The organism is Asticcacaulis sp., from assembly GCF_047605585.1.
GTDB lineage: Bacteria > Pseudomonadota > Alphaproteobacteria > Caulobacterales > Caulobacteraceae > Asticcacaulis.
In genome coordinates, this window is record NZ_JASGFK010000012.1 from 1 (window position 1) to 17,699 (window position 17,699).

16 protein-coding genes are annotated in these 17,699 nt (G+C 59.8%); 3 read left to right on the forward strand and 13 right to left on the reverse strand.

Translation table 11 applies throughout. The features are described from left to right. Window positions 1-55: 55 nt before the first annotated feature. Window positions 56-514 carry a methyl-accepting chemotaxis protein gene (locus QM647_RS18165; RefSeq protein WP_414997041.1) on the forward strand — a complete coding sequence of 153 codons (459 nt, stop codon included), beginning with the start codon at window positions 56-58 and terminating at the stop codon, window positions 512-514. A 365-nt stretch (window positions 515-879) separates the two neighbouring features. Here QM647_RS18165 and QM647_RS18170 read toward each other — a convergent pair whose 3' ends face one another. Together QM647_RS18170 and QM647_RS18175 are read right to left on the reverse strand one after the other, a co-directional pair. After that, complete coding sequence (locus QM647_RS18170; RefSeq protein ID WP_414996970.1) at window positions 880-1,578, reverse strand: GntR family transcriptional regulator; 699 nt, start codon at window positions 1,576-1,578, stop codon at window positions 880-882. Window positions 1,579-2,222: 644 nt separating this feature from the next. Continuing rightward, window positions 2,223-5,162, reverse strand: coding sequence for a TonB-dependent receptor plug domain-containing protein (locus tag QM647_RS18175; protein ID WP_414996971.1), 2,940 nt, complete (start codon window positions 5,160-5,162; stop codon window positions 2,223-2,225). A 705-nt stretch (window positions 5,163-5,867) separates the two neighbouring features. Between QM647_RS18175 and QM647_RS18180 the strand changes: the two genes are divergently transcribed. Both QM647_RS18180 and QM647_RS18185 read left to right on the forward strand, forming a co-directional pair. Next, window positions 5,868-6,476: a transposase gene (locus tag QM647_RS18180; protein WP_414996972.1), complete on the forward strand. Its 609-nt coding sequence runs from the start codon at window positions 5,868-5,870 to the stop codon at window positions 6,474-6,476. Window positions 6,477-6,604: 128 nt separating this feature from the next. After that, complete coding sequence (locus QM647_RS18185; protein ID WP_414996973.1) at window positions 6,605-7,465, forward strand: MerR family transcriptional regulator; 861 nt, start codon at window positions 6,605-6,607, stop codon at window positions 7,463-7,465. 451 nt (window positions 7,466-7,916) lie between these two features. Here the strand turns inward: QM647_RS18185 and QM647_RS18190 are convergent, their stop codons facing one another. From QM647_RS18190 to QM647_RS18240, 11 genes are all read right to left on the reverse strand, one after another. Beyond that, window positions 7,917-8,129 carry a DUF2274 domain-containing protein gene (locus tag QM647_RS18190; RefSeq protein ID WP_414996974.1) on the reverse strand — a complete coding sequence of 71 codons (213 nt, stop codon included), beginning with the start codon at window positions 8,127-8,129 and terminating at the stop codon, window positions 7,917-7,919. Between the two features lie 2 nt (window positions 8,130-8,131). Continuing rightward, a complete protein-coding gene (locus QM647_RS18195) occupies window positions 8,132-9,319 on the reverse strand; it encodes a TrbI/VirB10 family protein (protein WP_414996975.1) in 1,188 nt (395 codons plus the stop codon). Next, window positions 9,312-10,295, reverse strand: a complete 984-nt coding sequence (gene trbG, locus QM647_RS18200) for a P-type conjugative transfer protein TrbG (protein WP_414996976.1) — start codon at window positions 10,293-10,295, stop codon at window positions 9,312-9,314. The genes QM647_RS18195 and trbG overlap by 8 nt, the downstream gene beginning before the upstream one ends. 11 nt (window positions 10,296-10,306) lie before the next feature. Further along, window positions 10,307-11,038: a conjugal transfer protein TrbF gene (gene trbF / locus QM647_RS18205; RefSeq protein WP_414996977.1), complete on the reverse strand. Its 732-nt coding sequence runs from the start codon at window positions 11,036-11,038 to the stop codon at window positions 10,307-10,309. A 52-nt stretch (window positions 11,039-11,090) separates the two neighbouring features. Beyond that, window positions 11,091-12,392, reverse strand: coding sequence for a P-type conjugative transfer protein TrbL (trbL, locus tag QM647_RS18210; protein WP_414996978.1), 1,302 nt, complete (start codon window positions 12,390-12,392; stop codon window positions 11,091-11,093). 43 nt (window positions 12,393-12,435) lie between these two features. Then, window positions 12,436-13,155, reverse strand: a complete 720-nt coding sequence (trbJ, locus tag QM647_RS18215) for a P-type conjugative transfer protein TrbJ (protein ID WP_414996979.1) — start codon at window positions 13,153-13,155, stop codon at window positions 12,436-12,438. A 68-nt stretch (window positions 13,156-13,223) separates the two neighbouring features. Continuing rightward, window positions 13,224-15,653 carry a conjugal transfer protein TrbE gene (gene trbE / locus QM647_RS18220; RefSeq protein WP_414996980.1) on the reverse strand — a complete coding sequence of 810 codons (2,430 nt, stop codon included), beginning with the start codon at window positions 15,651-15,653 and terminating at the stop codon, window positions 13,224-13,226. Then, entirely contained in the window at window positions 15,647-15,910 is a 264-nt protein-coding gene (locus QM647_RS18225) for a VirB3 family type IV secretion system protein (RefSeq protein WP_414996981.1), read from the reverse strand. The genes trbE and QM647_RS18225 overlap by 7 nt, the downstream gene beginning before the upstream one ends. Continuing rightward, a complete protein-coding gene (locus QM647_RS18230) occupies window positions 15,910-16,269 on the reverse strand; it encodes a TrbC/VirB2 family protein (RefSeq protein ID WP_414996982.1) in 360 nt (119 codons plus the stop codon). Before QM647_RS18230 ends, QM647_RS18225 begins: the two co-directional genes overlap by 1 nt. A gap of 46 nt (window positions 16,270-16,315) precedes the next feature. Then, entirely contained in the window at window positions 16,316-17,287 is a 972-nt protein-coding gene (gene trbB, locus QM647_RS18235) for a P-type conjugative transfer ATPase TrbB (protein WP_414996983.1), read from the reverse strand. After that, window positions 17,280-17,699 (reverse strand): CopG family transcriptional regulator, encoded by a 420-nt coding sequence (locus QM647_RS18240; protein ID WP_414996984.1) that lies wholly within the window; start codon window positions 17,697-17,699, stop codon window positions 17,280-17,282. The genes trbB and QM647_RS18240 overlap by 8 nt, the downstream gene beginning before the upstream one ends.

Here is a 17,699-nt window from a genome sequence, read left to right on the forward strand (position 1 = left end):
TGGTCCAAGTTTTCGTCCGCATCCCCCCTGGGTTAGTTCTTCGCGATAATCAACACTGCTTGCCCTAAACGCGACGATCGAAGCGGCCAGAGCCGGAGACGCGGGAAAGGGGTTCGCGGTGGTCGCCACAGAGGTCAAGAGCCTTTCAAATCAGGTGTCGAAGGCTCTAGACGAAATTTCGCAGCAGATTTCCGATATACAGACCGAAACGAGTCTCTCGGTTACCGCGATGACAGAAATCCTGACCACTATTCATGATGTAACCGAAAGCTCAGTCGTGGTTGCGTCCGCTGTCAGCCAGCAATCCATAGTAACGGAAGAAATCGCCCAAAATATTAATATGACTGCCAGTGGGGCTCAAAGTATTGCAGAGACCCTTATCGAAGTGACGACGTCTGCGGACCAGACAGGGCTTTCCGCCAGCAAGGTTCGCGTCGCTGCCGAAAGAATGCAACAACAGTCCGAAATCCTCGAGCAAGAAATAGAGAGTTTTGTACGTCGCATTCGTCCTTAGCGGTTCTCTCCCTTGCGCTTTGCTAATGCGAAAGACATCAACACGGCAAACGCCGTGACGACATCGCTCTGGCGCCATGGAAGCACGCCGGTCCGGTGACGAGCCTTGCGTTGATCCCAACCTAGGACCGTACGATTTATAGCCATCAGGTCAGAGCCCTGCTTTTTTTATATAATAGATATCTCTGGCGTGAGACCGTATCCGGCTACCCGAAGACCTTATCTATTCGGCGTATGAGTAGAGGCGGGCACCTGACGATAAAAAAACCGTGGTTATCAGCAATACAAGCCTCTCTTTCGCAAAGTTTATTCGTCGCTTGCACCGATCCCTAATACCAGTGCCAATTTCTGCAATAGGTGCAGGTATTACGTCGAGTTTGACGGGGGGAAGCAGGTACGACAGTTTCGCTCTATGTCTTCACGAACCTTTGCTGCGACTTCGCTGGATCTAGCCGCTGTCCATGCGTGGTAGATTGATACAGCAGTTTGGAGATTTACTGAATGTGCCCAATCTCCTTGCATGTGTTGGATCCATGCCTGAGCTGAAAGTCTAATAAGTCGAATGAGAATGTCAAAGATTATCTCTTGATTGAAAGGCTGCAGGAGAGAAATGCTAAAACCGCTTCTGGCATACTCAAAGCCTTCCGGATCGCGCTCATAAGCGCTGTTGAGCTGTTGAAGAGCCCTTTTTGCCGAGGACCTCTCCTCGAAGGTCGCTACTGTGCTTGCGAGAGCAATCGAGTCGGGTTCAAGCTTTAACCTCAATGTGTATAACTCGAAGAGTTGTGCCTCGGTAAAACTTCGTACAAAATAGCCTCGATGCGCCAAATAGCATAGCACCCCCTCATGGTGAAGACGTGCCAAAGCTTGGCGTAGCGGTACAACACTTACATTTAGCTCTTCAGCTAGACTTTCCTGCCGGATAACCTTTCCTAGCTCCATTTTACCACGCAAAATTCTTTCTCGCACAATAGCAGAAATCTGTTCAGACATTGTCTGAATACCTATCAACATTTCGTCCTCTAAATTTTCAGCTTTTTGTACTTTCCACCCCAGTGATTTCACCTAACAGCGAACAATGGCGATTCCTTTGGCTGGCAAGTCGATATCCAATTTGCACATTGATTATCGGAGACAACTGGAAAACCACATCGCTCAGAAATAACGCTAAACCCAGCGTTTCGAGGACCATCAGTGATGTTCCAGTTGGACGAGCTCGGGCTGTTCCCGTACGTGCATGGTCATTCAGCGTGCCCTTGATGACGAAGTCGGGGGCCTTTCACAGCACGCAGGAAAGCGACCGCCTCCTCTCCATGAATTTCGCCGGCGATGGGCATATGCCGAAGGGGAATCAAAATGTTTTCCCGCGCCTTTTTCACTTTCATCACGAAAGCACGCGAATAGCCCCTGTATCGTCACGCTTGACCCGATGGCCGATGTCAGGAATACGCGCCCACGATGACAGGCTTGGTGACACAGTTCGACCCATGCGGTAAGCCCCCCCCGCACGTGCTTCGCTGCCGACGGTGTGCGCCGAAAGACCGATCGGCGCGACCAACGATTTGCCGATTGAACTAACATCGCTCCGTGAGATACATTATGATTTCGTCCAAGGACCTCACAGTTGGATGCGCGATATAAAATAATAACCCCCGCCATAGTTGACGGGAGTTATCCTTCATCTGACGCATAGATATCACGAGTGCAATTTAATTGGTGAACTTCAGACCGATGTGCATCGTACGGCCGATGACATCGTAGATGCCCGTTTGCCAGCCTTCGTCACCGAAGTAGGCGCCACCGGCTTCCGCGCCCGGATAACGCGGCGGCGCGGTGTTGAGCAGGTTGTTGATACCCACATTCAGGATCACGTTCGGCTTCAGACGGTAGGTTGCGTAGACATCGTGATAGAAGATCGGCTTGGTCTTGTAGGGGCTGTAGTCTTCCGGTGTGATGGTCGTCGTCTGGCGCATACCCGAGAAGTTGCGGATATTCCAGCTGATCCAGAACGGCCCGCGGTCATAGCTGATGCGCGTGACACCCTTCCATTCCGGGAAACCAAAGACACCGAGGGTATCGGTGATGACCTCGGGATGATCCGGGTCTGCCGTATAGGTGTTTTCCAGCAGGTGCGTATAGACGGTGTTGATGGCGATACGGCCGCTATTGCTGCCCAGGCCCACGTCCGACAGGTTGAAGTTATAGTCCAGTTCCATGTCGACGCCGCGGTTGATACGCTGCGCCAGGTTGATGTTTTGCTGTACGACCGAGACGAGGTTGTTCGTCGTCGGATCGCGCACGATCATATCGCAGTATTCATTGTCGAGGGTCGGCGCATCCATGCACTTGTTGATGATGGTTTGCGGCGCCATGGCCGAGACGACATTACGCATATCGATGTCATAATAGTCGACCGAGGCCGACAGGTTCTTGATGAAGCGCGGCTGGAACACCAGACCAAGCGTCAGGGTCTTGGCTGTCTCAACCTTGAGGTCGGGATTGCCCTTCTTAATGACATCCAGCCACAGCCAGTAATCATTCTTATTGGCAGGCATGACGGCGGCGCAGTTCGCATCCGTATACTGGGTTTTATCGACGCGCCGCGGCAGGTTGTAATAGTTACACGGATCGCTCAGCCAGGCACCGCTGATCGACGAGGCCGTGAAGACTTCGCTGATATTCGGCGCCCGAACAGCCTCACCGAAGGTACCGCGGAAGCGGACGTCCTTCACCGGCGCCCATTGCAGGCCATACTTGTAGGCCGTGGTCTTGCCGGCGGTCGAATAATCGGCGCCGCGGATAGCGGCATCGACCGACAGCTTCTGGGCAAACGGCAGATCGCTCAGGATCGGCACGCTCAGTTCGGCGAAGGCTTCCTTGACATCATACTCGCCGTGCAGCGGATGTTGCTCGATGCCGTAATCGGCGACATAGGCAGGGTTATCCGGGTCATATTCCGGCACGGCGCCGATATCGGCGATTTCCTTGCGGAATTCGCCACCGATCACAACCTGGACCTCACCAGCCGGCAGGTTGAAAATACCGCCGGTGGCATAACCAGACACGACGTGCTGCTGCAACGTCGAGGTCGCCGAGCTGGAATCGTATTGCAGGTAGTTGATAACGTCCTGCGTCAGCGGCTTGAATGGATTGAGCGCTACGCAGTTCGGATCATCGTTCGTCAGGTCGGAGTCAGCATTCACCCGACAGACAGGTGTACCGCCTGGCCCTGCGACCGCATCCAGTGCCTTCACATAGCGGTCATTCGAGGTATTGTTGGTGTCGTGATTGGTTTCCTGCGTCTTGCCGTAGGAATAGTAGGTCGACCAGTTCCAGTCATGGTCTCCGATCAGGCCCGGCAGATCCCCTTCGAAACCGGTGACGATCTGGTAGAGATCGCGCTTATATTCCGACTTGGCGCGGCCCATTTCAGGGTACTGACGCACAAAAGCGAGATCATCGATCGTGCCGCCATTGGCTGCCCGCATTTCGTCCGTGATAAACGGATTATCGCCTGACAGGCGATTGCCCCCCCCTTCATAGAAGACACCATATTCGCCATGGGATTTATTGGTGGCGAAGTCGGCTTCCAGGAAATAATGAATGTTCGGCGTCAACTGATAGCCAAGGGTCGCCTGGGTAATAAACCGCTCGCTCGGCACGGAAAGCAACCAGCCGTCATAACGACCGCCGTATTCACCGCCATCTGTATTGAGATTGGCGATAGTGCCCGAATCCGTCAGATCATAGGTATTCGGCAAAATACCCGATGGACCGAGGATGGGGTCGCGCATCGTGCCGTCGTCATTGAACGTATAGGGCTTGCCCCCGAGCAGGACCTGGGCACGCGGCGAATAAGCAAGCAGTTTCTGACCGTCCAGAACGGTATTATGGCCGCTGGCGTCCCTCACCCACCACGGATTGCCGGTCGCCGTCCACGGGCGATCCTGGCCAGAGACTGTACCATCGGACTGATCGTAGCTGGCAAACAGGGTGAAATTACCGCGATCATTGTTGAAGTTCTTGCCATACAGAATATCGGCGCCGTAGCTCGGCATGTCATTATAGGTAGAATTGCCGTATTGCAGGTTGGCTTCATAGCCCTGGTAGTTCTTCTTCAGGATAAAGTTCGCCACACCGGCCACGGCATCCGCGCCGTACTGCGCCGAGGCGCCGCCCGTGATGATTTCCACACGCTCGACCAGGCTGGACGGAATGGTGCTGATATCAACAGCGGAACTGCCCGGCGCGCCCGGCACATGGCGGCGGCCATTGACCAGCACGAGAGTCCGCTTGGTGCCCAGGCCACGCAGGTCGAGTGCGTTCAGGCCCGGATGGCTGGCATCCATGGAATCCTTGTCGCGGTTGGCATTGGAGGTTTGATCGCTCTGGCTGATAACCAGGGCCGGCGTCTGATTGATCAGGTCAGCGATCTGGCGCGTGCCACTTTTTGAAATCAGATCGGCGCCGATAACCGTTGTCGGCGTCGCGCTGGCGGCACCACGATGGCGGATACGCGACCCTGTGACGACGACAGTGGTTTCGCTGGTTGCCTGATCCGTCTCGGCTTGGTCTGCCTTTTTCTCGGATGTGACCTGATTTGTCTCCTGCGCAGAAGCAAGCCCAAACCCACCTACTGACAAAATCAAAACCAATGCCGAACTGACTTTTAAATAGCTATGGAATTTACTTTTTGACACATTCGTCCCCTTTTTATAAGTCACGAAAAAGAATATAACGTGTTATATAAATTACTACCGTATACGGTATAAATAATTCAATTTCAGTTATGATGTCTCATTTTTGTCGCATTTGCTATCGTGGGAGCCGTGTTTTATGTGTTTGCCGACGCATATGATAACGGGCAAGCAGTCCTCGTGACAGCTTTAACGGCACAGATTATTCCGCCCACTGAGGTAGGCGCAGTGGGTCCTACCCCGAATGTCGCCGCTATTTTTCGACACGGCGGTGAGGATTATCGACGGAGGCGCCATGGGCATATTGGTCGTGTTGAGCGCCGCATTTTGTCTGCGATTGAAGCCGCCCTCGGCGGCCACGCCGAGGCTTGTTCATTGCGGCCTAGTGCGATACGCTTTTAACAGTTGCCGTAACCGCCAATGGCAGAATTCCCAGGGTTTGACGCGACCGCTGGCTGGCGGATCCTAAGGCCGAACTGCTTCAAATGCCTTTCCACGTCTTCTTCACTATGTCAACGCCCCTGGCTGCGACCGCTTTTCAGGCCAAGGACATCGGCTACTCGATCCCACTTCGGGCCATAGCGAGACAGTCCGGACAATCGGTGCGGGCCCGAAACACCTCGGTGCCGAACTCAGTGTAGTCGCTGTGCTTCACACATGGGGCAGAATCTCCATCCCCACCCTTATATCCATTGTATTGTCCGCGGAGGCCGCGCGGCGACAGATGGCTCGGGATGGGGCGGATGCCGGCCTAGATTCTTCCTGCCGGTTAAGGTTTTGTCGCTTCTGTTTCTAGAGGCTTGGCCACCGCATTCGATGCACGCCCACTTGGCTTCTAGGGTGATCTCATTTATCTCGCCTAGCTACCCCCCCCTTTCACTGGCAGATCACCACCTTTCAAACCCATCGAAACGCTATGCCAGACAGATTTCACGGCATTCGCCACTACGGGCTCCTCGCCAATGGCCACAGATCCGAACGACTAGCGATGTGCCAGCAGTGGCTGTCGGCTCCCGCGCCGCCGCTCCCCCTCATCCGCCATTGGATTATCGCGAACGGTATGCAGGGTTGACTGGACAATTTCTTGATATCTGCACGTGTCGTGGCGAGCGCATGCTGCCCCCTAGTGCCCATAGGTCTCAGACAATGGGCGTAGATGGTAATCAATGCAGGTTGGTATCACCTGATCTACTTTGCTACCTAAAAGTTCTCAGGCAACTCCATGCTCCCCGGCTCGCCTCTGATCGCCTTGCCTACTTCAGATAAAGCAAATCCCCGCCCCCTGTCTGGGTAGGTTTAAATGAAATAAAGCACTCGTGGGCGCAAATCTTCTGTCCGCATCCCCTGGGTCGGCATTGCGCGACAGTTATAATTGTTGCGCGAGGTTACATTTTATGCTTGCGCTGGCCCCAAGGGCCGCCTCGATAAACCAGACGGTTCGAAGAAAGGACTTTAGCTTGCAAACGACTGGACCTTATCTCAGCGTGGCGGAAACCTGCCGACGGCTGGGTGTCAGCCGGAAAGCGCTACGCCTCTATGAGGCTCAGGGGCTGGTCCGTCCCGAGAGGACCCAGGCAGAGTGGCGCGTCTTTGGTCCAGAGCAGATCCAGCGTCTGCATCAAGTCCTGGCCTTGAAACATTTCGGCTTTCCGCTCAACCGGGTGGCCGATATTCTGAATGGCGAGGCGCCGAATGTCTCCAGAGTTTTAGCGCTTCACGAAAAAGTCGTGGCATGCGAACTGGAGCGTTTGCAACGGGCCGCCCATCTGCTCCGCGCGGCGCGGGCCAAATGGGAGGCGCAAGGCGACCTCTCTTCGAACGACCTTATAGCTCTTACGAAGGAAACCCTGATGACAAAACGGTCTTATACGCTTGACGATATCTACAAGGACATTGCCGCCAACCACCTTACGGAGGCCGAACGCGCGACCTTGACGCGCGACGGTGTTCCCGTTTTGCTTCAACCCGATCCCGTCTGGCCTTGCCTGCATGCAGAAGCAGAGCGCCTTATGGCGATCGGCGATCCAAACTCGATCGAAGCGATCGAGTTGGCCAGGCGGTGGATGGAGAAGGTCTTTGAGGTGACCGGTGGCAATCCGGCACTCACGCGGAAGGTCCGCACTGTGGCGCGTCATCTGCATGATAACCCGACCTACCAGGCCGCATCGACGTCATCGAACCCGATGATGGATTTCGTCCAAAAGGCCTATGCTTCCGCCATCGCAGCCGGCGTAATGCCCAAACCAATACCATAAATTAGGCCTTGCTGTACCATAATAGCTTAGGGCCGCAAGTAGAGGCGGCCCTAAGCCGATTTGCTGCCATACCTAAGTACCGCATTCCTATCATGATGTGGTAAACGTCAATATCCATGTACCCGATCTCGCATTGTCGTTTCAATGGCCAGACCGTGAGTGCAAAGCCACCACTGGCAATCATCGCGCCGATTGTCTGATCCGGCTAGACAAGTTGCTGGAGTTCGTACCATTTCAGGTGGGTGTAATAACATCCGACCGCGATGACCGCCGCAAAAGTAATGCGTGGCCACGAGGAAGCTGGAAAAAAAGGCATACCGGTTCGCACGGATGCTTGGGAACAAACGCCTCCGTTTTTCATATGCTTTGACAGCACTGCTGCAGGGTAATGGGCCAGCGGCAAATGGGGCGAGCAATTTGTCAAATAATCTGCGCGGGCATGGCCACGGGATTATCTCTTGCCTATGCGCAAAAAGCCTTTATCCGCGACCAAAAACGCCTCGACGATAAACGGAACTAAGTCGGCGACCTGCTCGGCCACCCCGTATGCGGCTTCGTATCGGGCTGCATATTCTCTAAGCGCCTGATTCAGATCGGCGCTCAGAACAATGGTCAGTTTCACCGGCGTGCGGTCCGGTAGCTTTGGCAGTTTCAGCTCACTCATGGTCACAACCCCTCCCCGATAGGCGACAGATCCAGATCCTTCTGCACGATGACCCGGAAGGCGGCCCCTGGGCGTACCGCCAGCGTCGGCTGAACGTCGAGCTGGCGCGAGACTATCTTCTGTCCGGCTTGATTGGACGTGTCTTGAACGGATCGACGCAAGGCCTCGATCAGATCGTCGTCAGTGTCTCGTCCAAGTTCACCTGTGACGCCCAACAAGGTGGACAGACCAATACCCTTCAGCAAGGAAGCTATATGGTAATCCACCTTGTCGGACAGCCCCGCAAACCCGGCGACATCCGCTCCCGGCAGGTTGTCTATGACCAGCGATCGTCCGTCCGGCCAGATCAGCCGCTGCCAGACCACAAGCACGCGAGACTGGCCGAACGAAAGACTGCTGTCGTACTTACCGATCAGTCGCGTCCCTGCCGGAATCAGCGTGAGGCGACCTGTCAGGCTGTCATGGACGTCAGACGTCACCTGCGCCAACACCAAACCCGGCAGATCCGAATTCAGGCCCGTCACCAGCGAGGCCGAAATTACCGTTCCGGCCATAACCATATAGGGCGACGCCGGTGGCTGGACCGCAAAGGGGTTCACCGTCGCGCCAGCTACAGTGCCTTCGATGAATGCGACTTTCGCCGCCTGACCGACCGGCGCCGCACCTGTGGCGCCGGTCGGCAAAGCCATCAATGACCGGTTCAACGCGGTCACCGCGTCGTTGGCATTGGAGGCAACGGTCGGCGCGACCTTATCGTTGGTTGCGAAGAACAGACCGCTTGTACGGGCAGTTTCCGCCGGGGATTGGCGGCCGCCGCCACGATCTGCGGACACCCCGGCCGTCCCGTCGACACCCCCATGCGTGCGCTGGTGCTCCAAAATCGGGCGGCCAAGATCGCCCGGCAAGGGCTGGCCGAGTTGGGGCACATCGGCATAGGTTTTCGGGAGGGCGCTCACCTGGTCCGGCAAGCCGGCCTTGTGCTTTTCCGGGTCTTTGTCCGACGCGGCAGGTGCCGCGGGTTTGAGCATGGACGGGCCGAGACCCAGCCATACCAGCCCGACCAGGGCGACGCACCCTACCGCCGTGACACCGATCAGGAGGTTGCGCTTGATGCGGACGACACGCCTGGGCTTGGCGCGCAGGACGAGGGTTTCGGGATCGAGCTTTTCCGAGGGGATTGTGTCAGTCATGGCGGCCTCCCAAAACCCCGTCGCGGGTAATGCGCACGACGAGCTGCGGCTTGGTCCCCAGGCGCAGCTCGGCCACATCGAACAGGCGATCGATAATGTAATAGTTGCGGTTGACCCGGTAATTAACCAGCTCGGCCTTGCCGCCTAAGCCTGCGATGAACAAGGGCGGCGCGTCGGTGGTCCGGAGTGTTTCCGGGAACTGGATGTAGACCCGCGCCCCGTCGTCGAACACCCGAACGGGGCGCCACGCCGGCGAGGGCCCGCTGACCGTATAGCCGAACCGCAACTGATCCAGGGCGATCCCGTCGACAGTAGGCGCCACGGCTTCCGCCCTCTTAGCCGCCACTTGCATGGCCAGCAATTCGTCCTGCGGGTACCGCCACGAGAGCGCCGCCATAGCGGTGGCGGGCGTGCTCTCCATCTGGAGATGGTAGGTTCGCCGATCGGTCGCGATCACGAGGTTGGTCTTCAGCCCCGCCACTTGCGGCTTGACCAGGATGTGGACCGTCTGGTCGGCGCCTGAACCGCTATGGGTGTTCCCGATCACCCAGCGTGCGGTGTCGCCGGCGGAGATGGCAATGAGCTGCTCCCCGCCCTGGAGGGCGATGTCGGTCACCCGGTCCGGCGCGGTGTACATCCGATACACACTGCCTTCCATAAACGGAAAAATCTGTATGGCCTGAATGAAACCGTCCGTCCGTGGCTCCTGGAGGGCCGCCTTGTTGGCACTGGCCACCCGGTCCAGCGGCTTCGACGGAGACGCCGGCCCGGCGGCGGGTAAAGGCAGGGTGGCAATCATCCCCGCTGGAACCGCCACAGACGGTAACGGCGCGACGACCGCCGCCGGTGCCGGCTCAACCACCCGCGCAGCGACGTGGAATTCGGGCGGCACGCCCGGGGGTGTCTGCGCGCTGACGCAACCGGCCAGCCCGACCAAGGGCACAGTCAGGGAAAGGCACAAAATGAGAGTACGCATTGCAAAGCTCCTTAGGGCTGTGAGGAAACGGGAACGGACGAACGCACCGGGGCCGGCAGATCGCCGGCATAGTCCTTCGACCAGGCGAGACGGGTGACGTAGAGGCCAAGCGGGTTCTTGCGCAGGACATCGGCCGTGGTTGGGGTCTTCTGGCGAATGCCGAGCAGCGCGGTCCAGCGTGTGGTCGATACCAGGGTGCCGGCGTCAAAAGTCTGTTCCACCCATTTGACCTGGAAGGAATTGCTGGAGGCGCGAACCGCGCTGGCGATATTGACGGTGACGGAGCGTTTGCCGGCATCGGCCAGGGGATCGGCCAGGCGGGCCTGCTCATTCAGGAAGCGGCCGGCGTCTTCCGTGGCGAAGACGTAGGCTTCCAGCCAGTTCTGCCGGGCCAGCACTGGATCGGTCGGCAGGGACCGGACGTCGGTGATGAACCGCGACAGGAACCAGGCGATCTGTGCATCCGATGGCGTGATCTCCGGCGCGGCCGGCCCGACCGCCCTCACCCCTTCGCCAGGACCTACGGCCACCACATACGGTGTGACGCGGCTCTGGCTGCCCTGGTAAATCAGGCCGGCCGCTAAGAGCCCGCTGACGGCGACCGCGCCGAAGGCCAGCGCGCGCCAGTTGGCGGCCTGGGCGATGGCCGATCCGATCCGTTGGTCCCAGACCTGTCCGGCCCGCTGATAGGGCGTGGCGGGTTCGGGGGTTACGCCATAGCGCTGAATACTGCGTTTGAACATGGGATCTCCTTCGGCCCGCGTGGGCCGTTCCAAAAAAGGCGAAAACAAAAGATCAGGACTTGTCGGTGATATCGGGGGCCGGCCCGCTGCCCCCTTGGTCGCCGGAGGTAATGGCGGATTGCACCATGTGGATGTGGGCTTGGCGCCGGTGCTCTTCGTGCTGGCGGCGCGCCCAGGCCGGCGCCACCTCGTCGTCAGGCGCGCCGCTTGCGCCTCCGGTGGTTGCCGGTCCTGACTTCGGGCTTGCCGCCCCGCCCGCACCACCACCGCTGCCACCGCCGTTGCCACCGCGGGCTACGGGGCCAGCTGTTGAATTTCCGCCTGCGCCATTGGCGCCTCCGCCTGGACCACCGCTCGGACCGCTGCCCGGTCCTCCGCTGGTCGGGCCACTGCCTGACCCAGCGCTACCGGGCCCACCGGACAGGCCGGCGGCCGCCTGGATGGCGCCCGCTGCGGAGGCGGCGCTGCCCATCAGGCCGCGCACGGCGCCTGCGCCCAGAAGACCGGCGCCAACAGCTGCGGCTGCCGTGCCGACAGCAGCGCCCGCGCCCAGCTGCGGCGCGCCGGATACGAGCCCGGTGGCGATGGTTGGTCCAAAAATGCCAAGACCCAGAAGGGTCAATGATGCCAGGGCCAGGGTCAGGGCCTGCACGAGATCGGGTGTGTCACCGTTCAAGCCGGTGACGTACTGGCTGAAGAAGGTGGCGCCGATCCCGACGATGACAGCCAGAACCATGACCTTGATGCCCGAGGTCACGACATTGCCCAGCACGCGTTCGGCCAGGAAGGCCGTTTTGTTCCACAGCGCAAAGGGCACGAGGGTAAAGCCCGCCAGGGTCGTGAGCTTGAATTCCAGGATGGTGATGAAGAGCTGGATGGCCAGGATGAAGAAGGAGAGGATGACCAGCAGCCAGACGATCAGGAGCACGACGATGACGAGGAAGTTCGTGAAGAAGGTGTCGAGCCCCATCAGGTCGGCCAGCTGGTCCATCAGGGGCTTGGCGGCATCAAACCCGATCCCGGCCAGCCGCCCCGGCTTAAGCAGTTCGGCGGCCGATAAGGTATTGGCGGACGCATCCAGTCCCAGGGTTGAAAACGACGTGAAGATAAGGTCGGCCAGGTGTTTGAAATTGCTGATGATGTAGGCGAACGCGCCGACAAACAGGACCTTCTTTATCAGGCGGGCCAGGACATGGGCCTCTTCGTCCAGCAGCCAGAACAGCGCTGCCAGGGTAACGTCGATGGCGATCAGAATGGTCGCCACATGACCGACGTCGCCTTTGAGCAAACCGAACCCGCTATCCAGATATTTTTCAAACACTTCCAGGAATGCGTCCGCGACGTTCATATTCATTTCCAGCCTCCCAAAACCAAAACACCCCTGCTTCCAACCGGCCCTAATGAGCGGTGTAAGCCGCCCCGGTGCCGATGAAGGCCTTGGTCATGGCCTTTGCGGCCGCCTCCCCTTGCGCCTTGCGCGCCTGGTCGAGGGCTTCGGCACGATACTGGGCCGCCAGCAGGGTTGCGATCTGCATCTGCTGCTTGGTGTTCAGGGCGAGGAGCTGGTTTGCCGCCTGCTGAGCCTGCAAGCTGCCATCTGATGTTTGCGAGGCTGAGACCAGATCGCTCAGTGTGCTGGCATCGCCGGTGAGGCTCTCATTGATCTTGGCCTGAACGATCAGGGTCTGCTCAAAGGCCTCCATGGTGCTCTGCCATCTGGTGACGGCGTCGGCGGCCAGCCCAGACGATTTCACCGTGCCGTAGGTCGTCGGGTACTGCCCCTTGAAGGCCGCCTCCGTCTTTTCGACGGTAAAGGCGATGCCCTTGGCCTGCGTCATCAGTGCGTTGATGGCGGCGATGTCACTATTGAGCTTAGCCAGCTCGTTGAGGTCGAGGTGCTGCAGATGCTTGGCCATGGAGACCAGCATGGTCGCTTCGTTCGAGAGGCTTTGAATCTGATTGTTGACCTGTTCCAGGGCCCGCGCCGCCTGGAGCACGTTCGAGGCGTAGTTGGTGGGATCGTAGACGACGAGCTGCGCCTGTGCCGGTGACATCGCGGTTAGGCCGATCACCAGGGCCATCAGACTGGGCAGAATAGCGGTCTTTACGCGAAACATGAAAACCTCCTGAAAACAGAAAAACGAAAGCGAAAACCAAATGGCGGGCGAACCCGAACGAAAGGCGCTCAGTCGGCCAGGGTGATATCGAACATCGGCAGGATGTCGCGGGCCCAGCCGGGACCGCGCGCATTGATCCAGGCGCAGGCAAACCCGTCTTGGCCGTACTGCTCCAGAAGCTGGTCCATCAGCGTCTGATCTTCCGGCCCGGCGGCCGCGCACACGGCCAGGGCCAACGGCCCCAAATCCAAGTCGAACAGGCGATTGCCCCGTCGGGACTGGAGGTAATATTGCCGCTTGGGCTGCGCCTGCCCGATGACCTCTATCTGGCGGGGGTTCAGCCCCATCCGTTCATACGCCTGCCGCATCTGGGGTTCGGCAGCGCGATCGTTCGGCAACAACAGCCTTTGGGGACAGGACTCGATGATCGCCGGGGCAATCGGGCTGTCGATGACGTCGGCCAGGGATTGTGTTGCGAAGACCACGCTGACGTTCTTTTTGCGCAGGGTCTTCAGCCATTCGCGAATGCGGGCGGCGAACACCGGATTGTCGAGGAATACCCAGGCTTCGTCGAGGACCAGCATCGTGGGGCGGCCGTCGAAACGGCGTTCCAGGCGGTGAAACAGATAGGTCAGGACCGGCACGAGGAGATTGGGTTCCGCCATCAGCTCCTCGGTTTCGAAACAGGCTATGTCGGCCAAGCTGACCTGTTCGTCATCGGCATCAAGACACTGGCCGAAAGGGCCGTCCAGCGTGTAGGGCGCCAGCGCCGCCTTGAGGGTATTGGAAGCGACCAGCATGACGAGGCCCGTCAAGGTCCGCTCGGCAACGGGTGCGAGCGCCAGACTGTTCAAGGCCGACCAGAGCCCTTCCTTGATATCCGGCGTGATCGACACCTTCTCGATCGATAACAGTCCGAGTAGCCAGTCGAGCGCCCAGCCGCGTTCCGCCTCATCGTCGATATGGCGCAAGGGCTGGAAGGCCAGGCCGGCCTGACGGCCGAGCTGGTAGTGGCGACCACGGAGGGCCAGGGTGACAGCGCGGGCCGATCCCCCCTTGTCGAAGACAAAGACCTGGGCGTCCCGGTAGCGCTGGAACTGCAAGACCATGAAGGCCAGCAGGACGGACTTGCCGGCGCCGGTAGGCCCCAGCACCAGGGTGTGGCCGACGTCCCCGACATGAAGACTGAACCGAAACGGCGTCGCGCCGGAACTGAGCGCATGGAACAGCGGCGGCCCGTCCAGGTGGTCGTCGCGTTCGGCGCCGGCCCAGACGGCCGACATCGGCATGAGGTGAGACAGATTCAGGCTATGGACCAGGGGTTGGCGCACATTGGCGTAAACGTGGCCCGGCAGACTCCCGAGCCAAGCCTCGACCGCGTTCAGGCTCTCAGTCAGCGTGGTGAAGCCCAGGCCATTGATGACCTGCTCCACCCGCCGCAGGCGTTCATCGACGACGGCGCGGTCCGGATCGCTGACGGTCAGGGTCGTGGTGAGATAGCCGAAGGACACGTGATCTGCGCCCACGACCTGCAGCGCGGTGTCGGTATCGACCACCTTGTTGTCGGCGTCAGTATCAACCAACCGGCTTTCCTGACTGTACATGACTTCGCGCAGGATCGCGGTGACGGACTTGCGCTTGGCAAACCACTGGCGGCGGAGTTTGGTCAGGGTGGAAACCGCTTCGGTCTTGTCGAGCGGCAGGAACCGCGTCACCCAACGATACGGGATATCGAGATGATTCAGGGCGTCCAGTATGCCGGGATAGGTATGGTTCGGGAAACCCAGTACGGTCAGGGTACGCAGCCAGTCTCCGCCTAGTTGTGGCGCGACGCCGCCAGTCAACGGTGTGTCGGCCAGGATGGCGTCCAGATACATCGGCGTGGCGGGGACGGCGACCGGGTGCGATTTTGGGGATATGCAAGCGTGGAGATAGGTCAGGGTCTTCGCGTCATCCAGCGCTTCGATATAGGTCAGGCATCCGGACAGCAGATCCTGGAGGGCATCGGTCCGGCGAACGAACCCCGCCAAGGCGTCTCGCCAGTCGCGGCCCTGTACCGCCCCTTCCCCCACCTCAAAGGCGGCCGTGGCCAGCGCGTCCGTCTGGTCGGCATCGGGCAGATACACCACCGTGAAATAGTAGATGGTCTCGAAGGTATGCGCCTGCCCGCCCTGGAAGCCAGCGCGGCGTTCCTCATCGATCAGGCGGGCGATGCCACGGTCGAAGCCGGGATCAGGATAGGCCAGCGCCGGCCCCCGCCGCGCCTCGAAAAACAGGGCCCAGCCGGTGCCGAGCCGCCGCAGGGCATTGTTCAGGCGCGCACAGACGCCGACCAGTTCCTGCGGTGTGGCGCTTTCGATATCGGGGCCGCGGTAGCGGAAGGTCCGTTGAAAGCTGCCATCCTTGTTGAGGACTACGCCCTGCGCCACCAGGGCGGCCCAGGGGAGATGGTCGGTCAGGCGATCGGCCTGACGGCGGTATTGCGTGAGGTTCAGCATGTCCAATAGCCTTTCTGGCGGAGATGACGCAGCAGGACCGGCACGAAATCGGGATCGCGCCGGGCAGCGAAGACGGCGAAGCTATGCCCGGCCAGCCACAGGGCCAGGCCGGGCAGCCACAGGTGAAGGCCCAGCCCCAGCGCGGCCGCCAGGGTGCCGTTGACGATGGCGACCGAGCGGGGCGCGCCGCCCAGGAGGATGGGTTGGGTCAGTGCCTGATGAACCGGCACGTCGAAGCCTTCGACCGGGTGCGCCATCAGATGACCGCGCCTCCCCCAAAGCTGAAGAAGGTCAGGAAGAAGCTGGAGGCGGCGAACGCGATGGAGAGACCGAAGACGATCTGGATCAGCTTTCGGAAGCCGCCCGAGGTTTCCCCAAACGCCAGGGTCAGGCCGGTGACGATGATGATCAGGACCGCGACGATCTTGGCGACGGGCCCTTGAACGGAATCGAGGATTTGCTGGAGGGGCTCCTCCCACGGCATGTCGCTGCCTGTGGCGGCCGCTGCCGTGGCCATGCCGAACGCCAGACCGACCGTGAGCGGTGTGGTCAGGTCTCTCCAGACTGGGCGTCCATACGGACGAATGAACAGTGATCGAAAGGCCGGTGTACGCATTGAAATCTCCTTCAGGTTAGGGGTGAGTAAACAAAGGTCTTCGGGCCTAGATCAGCGGCTGAAGCTGATATTCGCCGGTACCGTCGAGCCCATGGATTTCCACGATGGACTCGACACGACGGGCGGTATGGGTGAGCGGGTTCTGGCCGGCGATGAACACGACGACATCGATGCCGTCGGCGATCAGGGCGCGCGGCACATGGGTGACCGCCTCCTGAATGAGCTGCTCCAGCCGAAACAGGGCGCCGCGAGCGGAATTGGCGTGCAGGGTGGCGATGCCGCCCGGATGTCCGGTGTTCCAGGCCTTGAGCATGTCGAGGGCTTCGCCGCCTCTCACCTCGCCGACGATGATCCGGTCGGGCCGTAGACGCAGGGTCGATCGGACGAGGTCGTTCAGCGAGACCAAGCCTGGCCGGGTCCGCAGCGCCACGCAGTCACGGGCGGCGCAGCGCAGTTCGCGGGTATCTTCGATCAGGATGACGCGCTCCCCCAAATCCGCGATCTCGGCCAGGAGCGCATTGGTTAGGGTCGTCTTGCCGGAGCTGGTGCCGCCGGCGACGAGAATATTCCGGCGGTCGCGGACAGCGGTGCGTAGCGCCTTGGCCTGACGAGAGGTCATCACGCCGTCAGCAACATAGTCGCCCAGGCCGTACAGCCGATGGGCGGGCTTGCGGATGGAGAAGCAGGGCGCCATCACCACCGGCGGCAGAAGGCCTTCGAACCGTTCGCCTGTCAGGCCGTTGCCGGCAGGCAGTTCGGCGCTGACGATGGGATTGTCGCGGTGGACCTCGGCGCGCACATGACTGGCCACGAGGAGGATGATCCGCTCGACCTCCGCTGGCGCTAAACAACTGCCGGTCTCGATACGCCCCTGCCCCAGCCGATCCACACGGATCAGGCCGTCGGGATTGACCATGATCTCGGCGATTTCGGGATCGTTCAGGGCGGCCGCCAAGACGTCGCCCATGGCGGTGCGCAACATGGCGCGCAAACGGCGGGCGGATACGGTCTCAGTCATCCATCCCTCCCATCAGCGAGGGATCGAAACTCGGTTCTTCCTGGGCCAGGCGTCGGCCGACCTCGGCGATAAAGGCCCGGAAGCGTTCAATGCCGCGTGCCCGGGTCGCCTCGTCTGTGTCCGGCAGAAACGAGTCCCGCTGCAGGTTCAGGCGGATGAACAGGGCGACGGTTTCCAGGAGGATGCGCTGGTCGCGCTCGAACCGGTCGAGTTGCTGGGTGTAGGTCTTCAGGCGCTGGCTAAAGCGATCATCCAGCTCATTCGCGCCCTTGCGATCCAGCCAGGCCGTGATTGCGGCTGCCAGAATGGCTGACTTGTTCGTGCCGGGGCGGTTTGCTACGGCTTCGAAGCGCTCGGCGACCGGGCCGTAGAGATATATCTGGTATTTTTTCTTGATGGGGAGCTGGGTCAT